This is a genomic window from Nocardioides oceani, from assembly GCF_030412965.1.
In the GTDB taxonomy this organism is placed as follows: Bacteria; Actinomycetota; Actinomycetes; order Propionibacteriales; family Nocardioidaceae; genus Nocardioides; species Nocardioides oceani.
Map to the genome: position 1 here is coordinate 211,333 of NZ_JAUHJQ010000006.1, position 16,886 is coordinate 228,218.

Annotated in this window: 13 protein-coding genes; 10 read left to right on the forward strand and 3 right to left on the reverse strand. The window is 75.7% G+C overall.

The features are described from left to right. Positions 1-28 precede the first annotated feature (28 nt). Positions 29-1,957 carry a translation elongation factor 4 gene (gene lepA / locus QWY28_RS15595; protein WP_300953482.1) on the forward strand — a complete coding sequence of 643 codons (1,929 nt, stop codon included), beginning with the start codon at positions 29-31 and terminating at the stop codon, positions 1,955-1,957. 92 nt (positions 1,958-2,049) lie between these two features. After that, positions 2,050-2,892 carry a JmjC domain-containing protein gene (locus tag QWY28_RS15600; RefSeq protein WP_300953483.1) on the forward strand — a complete coding sequence of 281 codons (843 nt, stop codon included), beginning with the start codon at positions 2,050-2,052 and terminating at the stop codon, positions 2,890-2,892. Here QWY28_RS15600 and QWY28_RS15605 read toward each other — a convergent pair. Then, a complete protein-coding gene (locus tag QWY28_RS15605; protein WP_300953484.1) occupies positions 2,870-3,880 on the reverse strand; it encodes a GNAT family N-acetyltransferase in 1,011 nt (336 codons plus the stop codon). The two genes, QWY28_RS15600 and QWY28_RS15605, sit on opposite strands and share 23 nt — an antisense overlap. A gap of 107 nt (positions 3,881-3,987) precedes the next feature. Between QWY28_RS15605 and QWY28_RS15610 the strand changes: the two genes are divergently transcribed. Further along, complete coding sequence (locus QWY28_RS15610; RefSeq protein WP_300953485.1) at positions 3,988-5,097, forward strand: F0F1 ATP synthase subunit B; 1,110 nt, start codon at positions 3,988-3,990, stop codon at positions 5,095-5,097. A gap of 12 nt (positions 5,098-5,109) precedes the next feature. Here QWY28_RS15610 and QWY28_RS15615 read toward each other — a convergent pair whose 3' ends face one another. Beyond that, positions 5,110-5,847, reverse strand: a complete 738-nt coding sequence (locus QWY28_RS15615) for a hypothetical protein (RefSeq protein WP_300953486.1) — start codon at positions 5,845-5,847, stop codon at positions 5,110-5,112. Positions 5,848-5,859: 12 nt separating this feature from the next. Between QWY28_RS15615 and QWY28_RS15620 the strand changes: the two genes are divergently transcribed. From QWY28_RS15620 to QWY28_RS15650, 7 genes are read left to right on the forward strand one after another with little or no spacing between them, the layout of a single operon-like run. After that, positions 5,860-8,664, forward strand: coding sequence for an oligosaccharide flippase family protein (locus QWY28_RS15620; protein WP_300953487.1), 2,805 nt, complete (start codon positions 5,860-5,862; stop codon positions 8,662-8,664). Then, the gene (locus QWY28_RS15625) at positions 8,661-9,488 is read left to right on the forward strand and encodes a polysaccharide deacetylase family protein (RefSeq protein ID WP_300953488.1); all 828 of its coding nucleotides are present in this window, start codon (positions 8,661-8,663) and stop codon (positions 9,486-9,488) included. The genes QWY28_RS15620 and QWY28_RS15625 overlap by 4 nt, the downstream gene beginning before the upstream one ends. Further along, positions 9,482-10,843, forward strand: a complete 1,362-nt coding sequence (locus tag QWY28_RS15630) for an O-antigen ligase family protein (RefSeq protein WP_300953489.1) — start codon at positions 9,482-9,484, stop codon at positions 10,841-10,843. The genes QWY28_RS15625 and QWY28_RS15630 overlap by 7 nt, the downstream gene beginning before the upstream one ends. Beyond that, positions 10,840-11,928, forward strand: a complete 1,089-nt coding sequence (locus tag QWY28_RS15635; protein ID WP_300953490.1) for a glycosyltransferase family 4 protein — start codon at positions 10,840-10,842, stop codon at positions 11,926-11,928. Before QWY28_RS15630 ends, QWY28_RS15635 begins: the two co-directional genes overlap by 4 nt. Next, complete coding sequence (locus QWY28_RS15640; protein ID WP_300953491.1) at positions 11,925-12,989, forward strand: glycosyltransferase family 4 protein; 1,065 nt, start codon at positions 11,925-11,927, stop codon at positions 12,987-12,989. The genes QWY28_RS15635 and QWY28_RS15640 overlap by 4 nt, the downstream gene beginning before the upstream one ends. A gap of 22 nt (positions 12,990-13,011) precedes the next feature. Next, complete coding sequence (locus QWY28_RS15645) at positions 13,012-14,280, forward strand: hypothetical protein (protein WP_300953492.1); 1,269 nt, start codon at positions 13,012-13,014, stop codon at positions 14,278-14,280. 9 nt (positions 14,281-14,289) lie between these two features. Then, on the forward strand, positions 14,290-15,504 hold the full coding sequence (locus QWY28_RS15650; protein ID WP_300953493.1) for a glycosyltransferase: 1,215 nt from the start codon (positions 14,290-14,292) through the stop codon (positions 15,502-15,504). Here QWY28_RS15650 and QWY28_RS15655 read toward each other — a convergent pair. Next, positions 15,398-16,837: a sugar transferase gene (locus QWY28_RS15655; protein ID WP_300953494.1), complete on the reverse strand. Its 1,440-nt coding sequence runs from the start codon at positions 16,835-16,837 to the stop codon at positions 15,398-15,400. The genes QWY28_RS15650 and QWY28_RS15655 overlap by 107 nt on opposite strands. Positions 16,838-16,886 lie beyond the last annotated feature (49 nt).

Genomic DNA, 16,886 nt, shown 5'->3' on the forward strand with positions numbered 1-16,886 from the left:
TCGGGACCACCGGTTCCCGCGTGGGAGGATGGGCCGGTCCGTCCGACCCTCTGCCTGTCGAGAAGAGCCCGTGCCCCAGACGCCTGCGCCGAAGCCCGGCCACACCGATCCGGCGATCATCCGCAACTTCTGCATCATCGCGCACATCGACCACGGCAAGTCGACCCTCGCCGACCGGATGCTGCAGCTCACGGGCGTGGTGGGGGAGCGCGAGGCCAAGGCGCAGTACCTCGACCGGATGGACATCGAGCGCGAGCGCGGCATCACGATCAAGTCGCAGGCGGTCCGGATGCCCTGGACGGTCACCGACGAGGCGGCCGCCGAGCACGCCATCGACGCGGGGGCCGGCACCTACGTCCTCAACATGATCGACACCCCGGGGCACGTCGACTTCACCTATGAGGTCTCGCGGTCGCTCGAGGCGTGCGAGGCCGCGATCCTGCTGGTCGACGCGGCGCAGGGCATCGAGGCGCAGACCCTGGCCAACCTCTACCTCGCCATGGGTGCGGACCTGCACATCATCCCGGTGCTCAACAAGATCGACCTGCCCTCGGCGAACGTCGACAAGTACGCGCTGGAGCTGGCCAACCTCGTCGGCTGCGAGCCCGAGGACGTGCTGCTCACCTCCGCCAAGACCGGCGTGGGCGTCGAGGCGCTGCTCAACGAGATCGTCAAGCAGGTCCCGCCGCCGGTCGGCGACGCCGACGCCCCGGCGCGCGCGCTGATCTTCGACTCCGTCTACGACACCTACCGCGGCGTGGTCACCTACGTCCGGGTGGTCGACGGCTCGCTGAAGCACCGCGACCGGATCAAGATGATGTCGACCGGCGCGGTCCACGAGATGCTCGAGGTCGGCGTGATCAGCCCCGAGCCGCTCAAGGCCGGCGAGCTGGGGGTCGGCGAGACCGGCTACCTCATCACCGGTGTGAAGGACGTCCGCCAGTCACGGGTCGGCGACACCGTCACCAGCCAGCACCACGGCGCCAGCGAGCCGCTCGGCGGCTACGCGCACCCCAACCCGATGGTGTACGCCGGCCTCTACCCGATCGACGGCGACCAGTACCCCGAGCTGCGCGACGCCCTGCAGAAGCTCCAGCTCAACGACGCCTCGCTCACCTACGAGCCGGAGACCTCGGGCGCGCTCGGCTTCGGCTTCCGCTGCGGCTTCCTCGGCCTGCTGCACATGGAGATCACCCGCGAGCGGCTCGAGCGCGAGTTCGACCTCGACCTGATCTCGACCGCGCCGAACGTCGTCTACGACGTCGTCATGGAGGACGGCACGCAGCTGACGGTCACCAACCCCAGCGAGTACCCCGACGGCAAGATCAGCGAGGTCCGCGAGCCGATCGTCAACGCCACGATCCTGGCGCCGTCGGACTACATCGGCACGATCATGGAGCTGTGCCAGGCCAAGCGCGGCACGCTGCTCGGGATGGACTACCTCTCCGAGGACCGCGTCGAGATGCGCTACACCCTGCCGATGGGCGAGATCGCCTTCGACTTCTTCGACCAGCTGAAGTCCAAGACCAAGGGCTACGCCTCGCTCAACTACGAGCGCTCGGGCGAGCAGGCCGCGGACCTGGTCAAGGTCGACATCCTGCTCCAGGGCGAGCCGGTCGACGCGTTCTCCGCGATCATCCACCGCGAGGCCGCCTACGGGTACGGCGTGATGATGGCCGGCAAGCTCAAGGAGCTCATCCCGCGCCAGCAGTACGAGGTGCCCATCCAGGCCGCGATCGGCGCCCGGGTCATCGCCCGCGAGAACATCCGCGCGATCCGCAAGGACGTGCTCGCCAAGTGCTACGGCGGCGACATCACCCGCAAGCGCAAGCTGCTGGAGAAGCAGAAGGAGGGCAAGAAGCGGATGAAGATGGTCGGCCGCGTCGAGGTCCCCCAGGAGGCCTTCGTGGCCGCGCTCTCCACGACCGCGTCGGCCGAGAAGAGCGGCAAGAAGTAGCGCGTCCGCGGACCGCGTGGGCCCGGGAGGGTTGCGCGACGGCGTGCCTGGGGAGAGTGTCGGCACAACCGACAACGTCCTGGGGGGACAACATGACCGCGTTGTGGCCGTCGATCGACCCGACCTTCGTGCGTGACGTCGAGACGCGCACGCCCATCCGTTTCCGGCACGGGCTGGCGGGCCACCCGCTGCTCACGCTGGACGAGATCGCCCGGCTGGCCGAGGAGATGCCGCCGGCGTCGCTCTCGGCCGAGCCCGCCGAGAAGCCCATCGCCGCCGGGGACGCCGCTGACGTGGCCGAGTCCACCGACGACATCGGGCGGCGGATCCGCGACGTCGCGGTGAACCGCTCGTGGTTCACGCTGCTCCACGTCCACCAGGTGCCGCGCTACCGCGCCCTGGTCGACGAGGTCCTCGACGGCCTCGCGGAGGCCTCCGGCATGGACCCGGCCGACCTCACCCGCCGGATGGGCTTCCTGTTCGCCAGCTCGCCGCGCGGGGTCACCGCCGCGCACTTCGACATCGAGCACAGCTTCTGCATGCAGCTGCAGGGCACCCGGACGCTCGGGTTCGGCCGCTTCGCCGACGAGGAGGAGAAGAAGCGGGAGATCGAGCGCTACTGGAACGGTTCGTTCGGCCGCTTCCACGAGCAGCCCGAGACGATCGCCGAGCACGTCATCAGCCCGGGGACCGGCTGCTACATCCCGCCGTACACCCCGCACTGGATCGTCAACGGCGAGGAGACCTCGCTGTCGATGACGGTGACGTTCTTCAACCGCGACAACGAGACCGAGTCGCTGGTGCAGGCGTTCAACACGAAGTTCGCCAAGACCGGCATCACCCCGAAGCCCTTCGGGGAGTCGCCGTCGCGCGACCGGGTCAAGGTCGGCGCGATGAAGGCGTGGGCGGCGGTCAGGCGCGGCGCAGCGCGTTGAGGCGGCGTACGCCGTCCCAGGCGGCGAGCAGCAGCCGGCCGCGCACGCCGCGGGCCGCCCGGACCCGGGTCAGCACCCGCTGCCGCGAGGCGAAGCCGGCCTTGTAGGCCTCCTCGCCGCGCAGCAGGTCGACCTCGTGGCAGCCCTCGGCGGCCGCCTGCTCGACGACCCGCACCAGCAGGGCGGTGCCGGCACCGTCGTGCTCGCGGTCGGTCGAGCGCGCCAGCTGGTAGAGCGCGACACGGCCCGCGACCACGAACGCGACGGACACCGCGGCCGACCGCCCGCCGACCTCGAGCACGTCCACCCGCGCCTCGCCGCAGGCGACCGCCTCGACGAGGGCCGGCCGGAGGCGGGGCATCTGGGCCAGCAGGGGAGCCCGGTCGGGGCGGTCGCGGTGGAGCGCCTCGAAGGCGTCCAGGGCGTCCTCGACGGTCGCGGGCGCGGCCGTCCACTGGCGCACGCCGGCGCGGGCCAGCCGCGTCTCGGTGCGACGCACGTTGCGCCGGAACGACGCCGAGCGCGAGGCGAGGAAGCCCCCGTCGAGCGGTTCGTACGGCGCGACGTCCATCGTGGTGGCCGCCACGCCCAGCGCGTGGGCCGCGAGCGATCGCTCCGGGGCTCCGGCGAGGTCCAGGACGCGGGCCCCGGGGCGGGCGAACCAGCGCGCGAACGCCTCGGCCACGGCCTCCTCGTGCCCGGGCACCGCGACCAGGTCGACGTGGTCGGGGCAGGGCACCCCGTGCCCGGCCGGCCGCAGCAGCTCGACGCCGAGCACGCGGCGGCCGGTCAGCGCGATCCCGCCGACCGGCTCGTCGCCGGCCAGCACCACCAGGTGCGTCGGTGTGCCGCGGGACACGTGCCGCAGCCACCACGGCTGCAGGAACGGTGACGGATGTGGCGTGTGGTGCGAGATCCGCGCCCAGCGGGCCGTCTCGGTGTCGAAGTCGTGGCGCACGACCACCGTCGATCCGCGATCTGCGTGCACGACGTCACCGTAACGGCTGGTCTGGACAGGCGTTGAGGTTTACGTTCGAACCACCCGGGGCAGACCGGGAGCACATCTGTATACCGAGCACGTACTGGGGGACGTACATGGCTTCGCAGGGGGACGACCACGTCGTAGAAGGCGACACACGGGCCGGAGGTCCGTCGCTGTCGCCGAGCAGCAGCACCGGAGAGCAGGTCGAGGCGGCTCGAGCGGCCTTCTCCGCTCGCCGCGAGGCGGAGAACGTGCTGGCGGACGCCAGCCGGATCCGGGCGTCGGCAGCAGCCGACGCGGACGCGTTGCTGGTCGACGCGCAGATCATGGCCGACCGGCTGCAGTCGGAGTCGCTGGCGGAGTACGAGCGGCTCGTCCGCGAGGCGACCGAGCGGTCCGACGGCATCCTGGCCCGCGCCCGGGCGGAGGCCGACCGGCTGCGCACGGAGGCGCACGCCCAGGCCGAGGCCATGCGGGTGCGGGCCGAGAGCGAGATCGACCAGATCCGTGCCCAGGTCCGCGAGGAGCTGCGCGAGGAGCAGCTGGCGACGCTCGGCCACGCCCGGCACAGCTCGGACGGCCTGCTGCGCGACCTCGAGTCCGGCGTGCTCGGTCTCGGCACGACCTTCGAGCGGGCCAACGCCTCGGTCGCGGACGTCGTCGCCACCATCGGCCGGCTGCGCACCGTCACCGAGAGCGCGCTGCCGGTCGTCACCTTTGGTGACACCGTCCGCGCGGGCGCCGGTCAGACGACCCTGCAGCAGACCGCTCCGGAGGTGACCGAGCCGGTCGCCGAGCCGGTGGCCGAGGCCCCGGTCGTGGCGGACGCTCCCGAGCCGGTCGCGGTCGACGTGCCCGAGCCGGTCGTCGAGCCGGAGCCGGTCGAGGACGCCTTCGTCGAGGAGACGGCCGCCGAGGAGACGGCCGCCGAGGAGACGGCGGTCGAGCAGGCCGGGGACCGGGACCGCTGGGACGACCCTCCCGCGGGCGGCGGCTCGCCGATGATCGGCCGGGTCTCGACCGCGGACACCGCTCCGCCGGAGCCGGCCAGCGACGAGAACGCCACCAGCTTCCTCGGGACCGACCCGCCGCGGCCGGTCACCGACTGGTCGACCGGCGCGGACGCGACCGACGACGTCGTGCTGGGGACCGACCGGGTGGTCACGACCGCCGGATCGGGTGACTCCCGGCCCCTGGGGTGGCTCTTCCGCGCCACCTCCTGAGCCGGGGTCGGCTCAGGAGCCGTCCGCGCACTCCGACGGCGCCGCGCCGTCGGGGTGCACCGACACCGACTCGACGAGCGACCCCTGGGGCACGCGGCGGAACAGCTGCATGAAGATCCGCCGCGTGTCCCCGGCCGCGAAGCAGGTCCAGGTGCCGGACACGACGGCCACGAGGCCGCCGTCGGGGTCGGTGACCACGGCCTGCACGACCGCGCTCGGGACGGCCTCCTCGGCGGTGACGTCCGCCAGGACGACCGACCCGCGCGGTCCCTCCTCGATCCGCACCGGCTCGGCCCCGACCTCGGGAAGCGGGGCGGACGACCACGAGACGTCGCGGTAGGTCACCTCGACGTCGGCCACCTCGGCACCCTCATCGACCGTGCCGACGTACAACCCGTAGGTCCCACCTGGACGAAGGGAGCGCACCGTGCAGCAGCCGTCCTCACGCATCCGCGTGACCGACGACGCCAGCGCCGTGCCCCGCGAGTCGCGGAGCGTGATGACGGCGTCGGCACGCCGCAGCACCCGCTCGGTCGGGTTGCTGACCACCACCGAGACCAAGCCGTCGAGCTCGGCCCACGACACCGTCTCCAGCAGCGAGCCCGCGCTGGCGGCGGCGCTCGTCGCCGTCGGGTCCACCTCGCTCCCGGCTAGCTGGTCGGAGATGGTCGAGCAGCCGCTGAGCGACAGCGCGAGCGCGCCGGCCGCGACCGGGAGCAAGGTACGTCGGAGATCCCCCATGTCGCTCATGGTAGGCACCTCGTGACCCGGCCGGTGGCGGTCACGACGCCGCACTGGACCGTGGGCGACCGGTTGGCGGCGTTCCGGGTGCTGCTCCCGGCCGACCCGGGGCCGACCGTCGTGCTGGCGGTGGGCGAGGTCCTCATGCCCCACCTGCGAGCGGCGTTCCCCGACGCGCTGGACCTCGAGGAGGCGCTGGCGGCCGGTGCCGAGGCGAGCCTGCTGGTCCTGGAGGGACCCGCTCGGCCGCCGGTGCCGTTGGCGCCCGGCGCGAGCGTGGCGGTCCTCGGCGCCTCGGGGGAGCACGTCGTCTACCCGAGCGCGCACGAGCCCGAGCTGCTGTGGCGCTCCGGCTGGCCGGTCGCCGCCGGTGACCCGGTCGCCTGGGCGCGCCGCCGGGCGGGCCTGCGGGCCGCGCGACACCGCGGCGCCCCGCGGCTGGGGGTCGAGGGGCCTGCGGCACCGACGCTCGCCGACGTGGTGCTCGCCGACGTGGTGGAGCGGCTGCCCGAGACGTACGGCGCATCGGGCCGGCTGGTCGGCGTGACGACCGCCGGGCACACGCTGCTGCGCGTCCGCACGGCCGGGGGCGACGTGGCGGTGCGGCTGGACCTCCTCGAGCACGAGGGCGACCGGTCCGACCTGGTCGACCGGGTGCGGGCCGAGGTGCCGGCGGCGTCGCCGTTCCTGCCGGAGGTGCTGGCCACCGGGTCCACCCGCGGCTGCGCCTGGGTCGCGACGGCCTGGCTGCCGCGGACCGGCGGCCTGCGCTGGCCGTGGCCGCGGCCGGAGTGGCAGTGGGCGGTGGCCGACGAGCTGGCCGACGTCCTCGCCGCGACCCGCACCGGGCAGACCGGCCCCGGCTGGGCCCGGGCGTGGTGCGACCGCGCGGCCGTCGTGCCCGCCGCCGTACGCGACCGCTGGGCCGGCCTCCTCGCCGTGCTCGAGCCGGGGGTGCCGACCGGGTGGTGCCACGGCGACCTGTGGCCCGGCAACGTGCTGCTCGACCGCGACGCCGCGGTCGTCATCGACTGGGACAACGCCGCGCCCGACGCGCCGGCCGGGCTCGACCGGCTGCTGGTGCCGGCGCTGCGCGACGTGAACGAGCCCGGGCGCACCGTCGCCGAGCAGGTGATGGCGCTCGTCGACCAGCACGACCGGACCGGGTCGGTCGGCGAGCTCGAGGTCGCCGGCCGCCGCTGGCGCGACTGGGACCGCGACCACCGGCAGGCGCTGGCGCTGGCCGCCGTGGTGCTGTTCCTGCGCAACCGCTCCCCGCACGACCTCCCGACGGAGGCGCTGGCCGCCCACCTCGACGCGGTCGAGGCCGCGCTGACGGCCCCCGCCCCCGCTCAGGGGACGAGCGGTGCGACCGCCCCCGGGCCGGGCGAGCCGACCGGCGAGGCCGGCCGCACCGCGCGGGGCGCCCTGTGGCTCGCGACCAACGGCGTGGTCGTCAAGACCTCCCAGACCGTCGTGCTGCTCGCGCTCGCGGCGATGCTCGCCCCGTCCGCGCTCGGCCTCGTCGCGCTCGGCACGCTCGTGGCCAACGTCGCGGTCCAGGTGGCCAGCCTGGGCACGGCGAGCGCGCTGGTCTACTGGCGCGGCGACGTCCTGCGGGCGGCGCGCACCGCGGTGACGATCGGCGTCGGCTGCGCCGTGGTGCTCGCCGCCCTGCTCTGGGTGGCCGCCCCGTGGCTCGCCGCGGTCCTCGGCGCCGCCGACGGGGGAGCGGCCGTGATCCGCGGCCTCACGGTCGTGCTGCCCTGCACCGCGATCGCGGGGGTCACCAACGAGCTGCTGCGGCGCGAGCTGAGGTTCCTGCGCCGCATCGTCCCCGACACCGTCTCCTCGGTCGTCGGGGCGGTGGTGGCCATCGTGCTGGTCGTGCAGGGCTCCGGGGTCATGGCGCTGGTCGCCGGCCAGGTCACCCAGGCGGTGCTGACGATGCTGCTCTCGTGGTGCGTCCACCCGCCGGTGCTGCCCGGGTGGGACGCCAAGGACGCCCGCGGTCTGCTCGGCTACGGCGGCCCGTACGCCGGCACCCACCTGTTGGAGCTGGTGCAGCTCAACATCGACTACCTCATCGTCTCGGCCGTGCTCGGCACCATCGCGCTGGGGCAGTACTCCCTGGCCTTCCGGCTCGCGTTCATGCCCTACCTGATGATCGTCGTGGTCATCACCGGGGCCGCCTTCCCCTACCTCTGCCGGGTCCGCGGTCGCGAGCTCGGCCGCGCGGTCGTGGTCGTGATGACCGTGACCTCGACGCTGGTGCTGCCGCTGTGCCTGGGCGTCGCGCTGGTCGCCGACCACCTGGTGGTGCTGGGGGACAAGTGGTCCCCGGCGGTGCCCGCGGTCGCCTGGCTGGCGGCGTACGCCGGGCTGCTCAGCGTCGGGCAGCTCGTGCAGACCGCGGTCAACGCGGCCGGCCGGCCGGTGCTGGCCCTCGGCCTCCGGCTCGCCCACCTCGTCCTGCTGGTCAGCACCCTGGCCGTCGTCGTCGACCGCGGCATCACCGTCGTCGCGGCCGGCCAGGCGGTCGTCGCCGCGGTGGTGGCCGTGCTGGCGCTGGGGCTGGCCCGCACCTTCGTCTCCGGCTTCTCGCTGCGGGCGCTCGCGCTCGGGCTGCGTCCGGCGCTGCTCAGCGCGCTCGCGCTCGTCGCGGCCGTGCTGGTCGTCCGCTTCCTGCTCGGGGACGTCCCGCCCAGCCCGGGGACGCTCGCGCTCCTCGGGGCGGCCGGCCTGGCGGCGTACGCCGGGCCACTGTGGCTGCTGGACCGCGACCACCTGCGCGAGGCCGCCGCACTGCTGAGGAGGCCGTCATGAGAACCGGCACCCGCGCCGTCGCCACCGTCATCCGACCGGTGGCGCTGGCCCGCCGCACCCTCGCCACCGCCCACGGGCTGACCATCGTCGGCTGGCACCGCGTGGACGGCCGGACCTCCGACGGGCTCTCGACCGGCGTGGACGACTTCCGCCGCCACCTCGACGTGCTCGAGGAGTGGGGCGCCCGGGTGCTGCCGCTGGAGGAGGCGGCCGCGCGGCTGCAGGCCGGCACGCTGCCCGACCGGGCCGTGGCGCTGACGTTCGACGACGGCTACGCCAGCGTCGTGGACACCGCCTGGCCGATCCTGCGCGAACGCGGGATGGCCACGACGCTGTTCGTGGTGAGCGGGATCCTCACCGGCCACCGGTTCGCCTGGGACGCCCACGAGCCGGCGCACTGCCTGACCGGGCGGCTCCGGCCGGCGACCGCCGAGGAGCTCGTCGCGGCCGCCGAGGAGGGCCTCGACATCGGCTCGCACACCGTGAGCCACCCGTGGCTTCCGGCGCTGGACGACGACGCGCTCGAGCGCGAGCTCGTCGACTCGCGTGTCGTGCTGGAGGAGCTGCTCGGGCGGCCGGTGCGGTCCCTGGCGTACCCGACCGGCGGCTGGGAGCCGCGCGTGCGGGCGGCCGCGGACCGGGCCGGCTACACCGTGGGCATCACCGTCGACCGCGGCCTCAACACCGGGCGGGTGCACCCGCTGTCGCTGCGACGCGCGTTCGTGCCCAGCGGCGCCGCGGACCTGCGGCACATCCTGGACGGCGCCTACACCTTCCTGCGGCCGCTCGACCGCTGGCGCAGCCGGGGTGGCCCGGGATGGTGACAAAGGACGTCGTCCTCGACCTCGGCCTGCGCCGCGAGGCCCCCGTGACCCGACCGCGCGCGGTCGGGAGCTTCCTCGTGCCCCTGCTGCTGGCGGCGCTCGGCGGCTTCGCGGTCGGCTTCGCGCCGCAGCCGGCCATGCTCCTCGGCGCGGCCGCCGTCCTCGGCACCGCGCTGCTCGTCCGGCTGGAGTGGGCGGCGCTCGCGGTCGTCGCCAGCGCCGTCTTCGAGGACTACCTCGCGCTCGCCGACCCCCGCGCCACGAAGCTGCTCGCCGTCGTCCTCGTCGCGTCCTGGTTGGTACGGCGCAGCCGTGGCCCGCTGCGGGGGCCGGGACACCCGCTGGCCGGCGCCCGCAGCCACGGCCGGGCCGCGGTGCTCGGGGCGGTCCTCGTGCTGGTCGTCGTGCTGCTCGTCGCGACCGTGCTGCACCCCAACGGCCCCACCGGCGCGGCCGTGCTCGCGCGCTGGGCCGGCTTCGTCGTGGTCCTGCTGGTGCTGGTCGACGCCATGCGCGGCCCGCTCGCGCCGCGGACCGTCGCCCGCGTCTACGTCCTGGCCTGCGCCGCGGCAGCGGTGTGCGGGCTGGTGACCTACCTCGTCGGGGCCGACCGCCGGGTCGGCGGGCCGATCGGCGACCCGAACGACCTCGGCTTCTTCCTGCTCGCCGCGATCCCGCTCGGCACCGCGCTGCGTGCGGGCGCCCGCCGGCCGTGGGTCTACGACGTCGCAGTCGCGCTCAGCGTCGCCGCCGTCCTCGGCACCCTGTCGCGCGGGGCGCTGCTCGGCCTCGTGGTGGCCGTCGCGGTCGCCGTGGCGAGCCGGCAGCTGAGCTGGCGGGCGGTGGTCGCGCTGGCCGTCGCGGGCGGGACGACGGTCGCGCTGGCGCTCTCGCTCTTCCCGCAGCTGGTCGAGGTCAGCCTCGACCAGAAGGGAGCGGTCGCGGACCAGAACGTCTCCGAGCGCCTGGACCTGTGGGAGTCGGCCGGCCGGATGACCCTCGACGCCCCGGTCCTCGGCCACGGGCCGGGCTCGTTCTCGACCGAGCACCGGGACTACCTCGACCGGCTGCCCGACTCGGTCGACCACGACCTCGACGTCGCGCACAACACCTACCTCGAGACCTCCGCCGAGCTCGGCCTGGTCGGGCTGGCCGCCTTCCTCGGGCTGCTCGCCGCCGGGCTGCTCGCCGCCCGGTCCGGGTGGCGCGCCCGCGGCGACCGGCTCGCCGGCGGGGTCGGCGTGGCGCTGGTCGGCACCGCGGTGGCGGCGGTCTTCGTGACCGAGCAGTACTTCCTGCCGCTGTGGCTGCTGTGCGCGCTCGCCGCGGCGCTGGCCCGGGAGGAGCGCGCGTGACCCGGGTGGTGCAGGTGCTGACCCAGTCCGCCGGCGGGCCGGTCGACCACGCCGTCGACGTCGCCGCGGAGCTGGCCCGCCGCGGCGTGGACAGCCACGTGGTCGGCCCGCGGCCCGTCCACGTTCCCGGCGTCACCTGGCACGACTCCACCGTCGCCGGCAAGGCCGACGCCCGCGGGGCGCGCGACACCCTGCGCCTCCTGCGCGGGCTCCGCCCCGACGTCGTCCACGCCCACGACCGCCGCGCCGGCTGGCTGGCCCGGCTCGCCGCCCCGGTGCTGGGCGCGCCCGTCGTCTACACCCTGCACGGGGTCGCCGACGGCCTGTCCGACCTGGTCGCCGGGAACGTCCGTGCGGCCGAGCGCCGCCGCCGCGACCGGCTCTACTACCTGACCGGCGAGCGGCTGGTGACCCGCTGGGCCCGGGCCGGGGTCGTCGTGCCCAGCGCCGCCGTGGCGACGTACGCCGTGGAGTCGGTGGGCCTGCCCGAGCGGCTCGTGTCGGTGGTCCCCAACGGGGTCGACCCGGCGCGTTGGCGGCCGTCGCCGGCGCCCGCCGGCCCGGTGACCGTGGTGTGGACCGGCCTGCTCGGCGGGGTGAAGCGGATCGGCCTGCTCCTCGACGCGCTGGCCGCCGTGCCGGCCGCGCGGGCGCTGGTCGTCGGCGACGGGCCGGAGCGGCCCCTGGTCGAGCGGCGGGCCACCGAGCCGGCGCTGCTCGGCCGCGTGGAGCTGGCCGGCTGGCTGCCGGACCCCGCGCCGGCGTACGCCCGCGGGCACCTGCTCGCGCTGACGTCCGCGGCCGAGAACCTGCCGCTCTCGGTGCTCCAGGCGATGTCCTGCGGGCTCCCGGTGGTGGCGACCGCCGTCGGCGGCGTGCCCGAGGTCGTTCGCGACGGCGTCGACGGACTGCTCGCCCCGGCCGACGACCCCGCCGCGCTCACCGCTGCGCTGCGCACCCTCGTCGAGGACGAGGCCCTGCGCCAGCGTGCGGGGCGCTCCGCGCGGGTCCGGGTGGCGGAGTCGTTCAGCCTCGCCGGCTGCGTCGACGGTCTCGAGCGCGTCTACGACGAGGTGCGCGCATGAGGACGCTGATGGTGATCGCCGAGATGGGCTCGGGCGGCGCGGAGGCCGTCGTGGCAGACCTTGCCGCGGACCGCCTCGACCGCGGCGACGAGGTCGCGGTCGCGAGCGACCGGGGCTGGCGCACCGCCCACGTCGCCGGCCGCGGCGCCGACCTGGTGCCGGTGCCGCTGCGCCGCCCCGGCGCGCCCGCACTGGCCCGCTCGGCGGCCCGCCTGCGGCGCAACCTGCGGCAGCGCCCCGCCGACCTGTTGCACACCCACAACGTCCGCGCCACGCTCGCCGCCCACCTGGCCCAGCGCGCGGCCGGCCGGCGCGCGCCGCTGGTCGCCACGGTGCACGGGCTCGCGGCGGAGGACTACCCGCGGGCCGCGCGCGTGCTCGACCGCTGCGCCGACGTCGTGGTCGCGGTCTCCGCCGACGTCGCCGACCGGCTGGCGAGCGGCGGCCTGCCCACCGACCGGCTCCGCGTCGTCGAGAACGCCGCCCCGGCGCTGCGGCTGCCCGCGCGCGCCGCGGCCCGTGCGGCGCTCGGCCTGCCCGCAGACCAGCAGGTCGCGCTCGCGGTGTCCCGGCTGGTGGCGCCCAAGCGGCCCGACCTGCTCGTCGACGCCTGGTCCCGGGTGCCCGGCGCGCCGCTCCTGCTGCTCGCTGGCGACGGGCCCGCCCGCCCCGGCTTGGAGCGGCGGGTGGCCGACGCCGGCCTCGCCGACCGCGTCCGCCTGCTCGGCGACCGCCACGACGTCGACCGGCTGCTCGCCGCGGCCGACCTGCTGCTGCTGGCCAGCGACCGCGAGGGCCTGCCGGTCTCGGTGCTCGAGGCGATGGGCGCCGGCGTGCCGGTCGCCGCCTCGGCCGTCGGCGGCCTCACCTCGCTCGCCGGGGCCGTCGAGCTCGTGGCCGAGCCGACCGTCGACGCCTGGGCGGCGTCAGTGCGCCGGCTGCTCGAGGACCCGGGCCGACGCCGCGACCTGGCCGCCGCGGCCGGCGCGCTCGTGGAGGAGCGCTTCTCGCCGGCGGCGATGACGGCGTCGTACGACGCGATCTACACAGACGTGACCTGAAGGACTACCGGGGGGAAGACCGATGGAGCTGCACCAGATCGGCGGGGCGCTGTGGCGTCAACGCCTGCTCGTCCTGCTCGTGCTGGCGGTGACCGCCGTCGCCGTGGGCGTGGGCGTGGGGCTGGCGCCGAAGACCTACCGCGCCACGGCCGTGCTCGCGGCCGCTGCGGAGCGGGAGACGCTGGAGTCGCCCGACGACCTCGACGCGCTGCGCGGCACGCTGGCCGAGCTCGCCAGCAGCCGCGAGCTGCTCACCGAGGTGGCCGGCCAGCTCGACGTCGAGCGCGAGGTCAGCGACCTGCGCTCGGCGGTGAGCGCGGAGTGGGTCGGCGGCACCATCCTGATCCAGGTCGTCGCCGAGGACAGCGACCCCGAGGTGGCCGCGGACCTGGCCAACCGGGTCGCGATCACGCTGCCCTACTACGACCCCAGCGCCGGGTCGTTCCTCTTCACCCAGACCAACGAGGCCCAGCCGCCGCGGACCTACAGCAGCCCCAACCTGCTGCTCGCGATCGGCGTCGGCGCCGCGCTCGCGCTGGTCCTCGCGGTCGCCGCGGCGGTCGCGCGCGACCGCCGCACCAGCACCGTCGACACCGGCGCGGCCGTCGAGGAGGCGACCGGCGCCCCGCTGCTCGCGCACGTCGGTGTGCCGCGCGACCCGACCACGCTGCCGGCGCTCTACCCCGGCACGGCCGCGGCGGACCTCTTCCGCCAGCTGCGGATCGCGCTCGAGGCGCAGGCCGCGGGCGACCCGGTCAGCCGCGTCGTCGTCGCCGGCGTCACGCCGGGCGAGGTCAACGTGTGGCTGGGCGCGAACCTGGCGATCTCGCTGGCGAACGTCGGTCGGACCGTGCTGCTCGTCGACGGACGGATGGGCCCGCGCCACGGCCGCCCGATCGCCGCGGAGCCGGACACACCGGGCCTCTTCGACGTGCTGGCCGGCACCGAGCTGTCCCGGGCGGTCAGCCCCGGACCGGTGGAGCTGCTGAGCGTGCTGCCCGCCGGCGACGCCGGGTCCGAGCCGTACGAGTCGATGCTCGAGACCACCTTCGCCGACAAGATGGCCGAGGCGGAGGCGACGTACGACGTCGTCATCGTGCTCGCGCCGCCGCTGGAGACCTGCGACGACGCGCGCGTGATGGCGGCCCGCGGCTCGCTGCTCATGGTGGTGCCCGAGGGCCAGGTCGCCGCGCCGGCGCTGCGCGCCCACGCCGACCGCGTGCGGTCGGTCGGCGCGGGCCTGCTCGGGACGGTGCTCGTCGGGCGCCGCGCCGAGCGGGTGCTCACCTAGGAGGCGGGCGTGCGCAGGCGACCGCGGCGGGACGAGGGGATCCGCCGCCGGCTCCACGTGGCCCACGTGGCCGAGCCCTCCTCGGAGGGCGTGGCCGTGGTGCAGTACTCCTACATCCGCGAGCAGCTCCGGCGCGGCTGGCGGGTGACCGTGGTCTGCCCGAGCCACGGGTGGCTCGGCTACTCCGCGCGCGCCGCCGGCGCCGAGGTGCGGTGGTGGTCGGCGACCCGCGGCCCGGGCCGCTCGGTGCTGCGCGAGACCACCGAGCTGCGCCGGATCCTCGCCGAGGTCGACCCGGACGTCGTGCACCTGCACAGCGCGAAGGCCGGCCTGGCCGGGCGGCTCGCCCTGCGCGGGAGCCGGCCGACGATCTTCCAGCCGCACGCGTGGTCCTTCCTCGCGGTGGAGGGCCCGGTACGCCGTGCCTCGCTGGCGTGGGAGCGGCTCGCGGCGCGCTGGACGCACCGCCTGGTCTGCGTCAGCGAGGCCGAGCGGATCGCCGGCGTGGAGGCCGGCATCGAGGTGCCCACGCGGGTGCTGCCCAACGGCGTGGACCTGCTGCGGCTGGGGGTGCAGGGCCCGCAGGAGCGGCTCGCCGCCCGCGCCGGCCTCGGCCTGCCCGACGTGCCGACGGTGGTGTGCGTGGGCCGGCTGACCCGGCAGAAGGGCCAGGACGCGCTCCTCGACGCCTGGCCGTCGGTGCGCGAGCGGGTGCCGGCGGCGCAGCTGGTGCTGGTCGGCGCGGGGCCGGACCGCAGGGAGCTGGAGCGCCGGGCGGCCGACCTCGACGGCGTGCTGCTCGCCGGTGGTCGCACCGACGTGCCGCTGTGGCTCGCGGCGGCCGACGTCGCCGTCGCGCCCTCGCGGTGGGAGGGCATGCCGCTGGTGCCGCTGGAGGCGATGGCGTGCGGGCGCAGCGTCGTGGCCACCGCGATCCCGGGGATCGTGGAGGCCGTGCCCGACGACGCGGGGCAGCTGGTCGCGCCGGGTGACGCCGAGGCGCTGGCCGACGCGCTGGTCTACCGCCTGCAGTCCTCCGACGTGGCGACCGACGAGGGCTGGGCCGGCCGGCTGCACGTCGAGGACCACCACGACGAGCTCACGGCGGCCCGCGAGGTCATCGGGGTCTACCTGTCGGTCCTCCGGGAGCGGAGGAGCCGAGGCGCACGGCGCCGACCTCTCCCCGCGGTGCTCGGACGAGGACCGGGAGCGTCCGGCACATGATCTTGACGTCGCTCCACAGCGACCAGTTCTCGATGTAGTAGTTGTCGACGCGGGTGCGCTCGGCGATCGAGGTGTCCCCGCGCAGCCGGTGCACCTGCGCCAGCCCGGTGAGCCCGGCGGGGACCCGGTGGCGGTCGGCGTACCGGCTCTCGCTGCGGCTGAACGCGTCGACGAAGTGCGGCCGCTCCGGCCGCGGCCCGACCAGGCTCATGTCGCCCTTCAGGACGTTGACCAGCTGCGGCAGCTCGTCGAGGCCGGTGCGGCGCAGGAACCGGCCGACCGGGCCGATCCGCGCGTCGCCGTCGATGCTCCAGCGGGTCGCGCTCTCGATCTCGTCGTCGGGCCGCAGGGAGCGGAGCTTGTAGAGGGTGAACGGCCGCCCGCCGGTCCCGACGCGGGTCTGGCGGAAGACGACGCCCGGTCCGGTCTCGATGCGGGTGGCGAGCGCGCAGGCGGCCATCACCGGGGCGGCGAGGACGAGCCCGACCGACGCGAGGGCCACGTCGAGGGCACGCTTGCCCCAGCGGGCCAGCGGCCGGTGGCCCCAGCGGCGCAGGCGCATCAGCGTGACGCCCTGGACGACCTCGGTGCCGCGGGTGCCGGTGGCGCCCATCAGCTCGTGGAACCGGGGCACGACGAAGACCTGGTGGTCGCGCTCCACGCACCGGCGCACGACCGCCACGGTCTGGGCGTCCGGAGGCGCCGGGAACGCGAAGACCACGTCGTGGACGCCGAGGTCGGTCATCGCCTGCTCGAGCCGGTCGATCCCGCCGAGCAGCGGCACGGGCAGCCGCCGCGCGCTCGCGCCCCGCTCGACGATGCCCACCGGTCGCAGGCCGAGCTGGGGCTGGTCCAGCAGCGTCGCAGCCAGCGCCGAGCCGACCGGCTCGCCGCCGACGATGATCACCGGGTGCCCGGCGAGGCCACGACGGCGCAGCCCGTGGACCGTCGTGTACGCCGCCGTCCGCACCACCACCAGCAGCAGGGCCAGGCCGGCGGCGAACGCGGGCGCAACCGGCCACGTCGGGTCGCCGGTCACCCCGATGCGGGGCGCGGCGGCGACGAGCGCCAGCGTGCCGAGCGCCGCGGCGAGCAGCAGCCGGGGGAGGTCCTCCAGGACCGAGAGCACCAGCCGCGGGCGGTAGAGGTCCGCGCTGTGGCAGGTGAGGAACACCGCTGCCCCGGCGGCGGCCACCGGCACCGGGCTCACGTGGACGGTGCCCAGCACCGGCACGGCCGCGAGCACCACGGCGAGGAGGTCCAGCAGCACCAGCAGCGGACGCTGGCTGGGCAGGGACGGCAGCCGGCCCACCCACCGGTCGGACATGCGCATGCGAAGAACCCCCCGCTCGAGGGTCTACCCCGGCCCCGGGCCGGTCAAC

Excerpts from the sequence above, each read along its gene's own strand:
- QWY28_RS15610 (WP_300953485.1), top strand. The coding sequence starts at position 3,988 with ATGGCTTCGCAGGGGGACGACCACGTCGTAGAAGGCGACACACGGGCC.
- QWY28_RS15615 (WP_300953486.1), bottom strand. The coding sequence starts at position 5,847 with ATGAGCGACATGGGGGATCTCCGACGTACCTTGCTCCCGGTCGCGGCC.
- QWY28_RS15625 (WP_300953488.1), top strand. The coding sequence starts at position 8,661 with ATGAGAACCGGCACCCGCGCCGTCGCCACCGTCATCCGACCGGTGGCG.
- QWY28_RS15630 (WP_300953489.1), top strand. The coding sequence starts at position 9,482 with ATGGTGACAAAGGACGTCGTCCTCGACCTCGGCCTGCGCCGCGAGGCC.
- QWY28_RS15655 (WP_300953494.1), bottom strand. The coding sequence starts at position 16,837 with ATGCGCATGTCCGACCGGTGGGTGGGCCGGCTGCCGTCCCTGCCCAGC.
- QWY28_RS15600 (WP_300953483.1), top strand. The coding sequence starts at position 2,050 with ATGACCGCGTTGTGGCCGTCGATCGACCCGACCTTCGTGCGTGACGTC.
- QWY28_RS15640 (WP_300953491.1), top strand. The coding sequence starts at position 11,925 with ATGAGGACGCTGATGGTGATCGCCGAGATGGGCTCGGGCGGCGCGGAG.
- QWY28_RS15645 (WP_300953492.1), top strand. The coding sequence starts at position 13,012 with ATGGAGCTGCACCAGATCGGCGGGGCGCTGTGGCGTCAACGCCTGCTC.
- lepA (WP_300953482.1), top strand. The coding sequence starts at position 29 with ATGGGCCGGTCCGTCCGACCCTCTGCCTGTCGAGAAGAGCCCGTGCCC.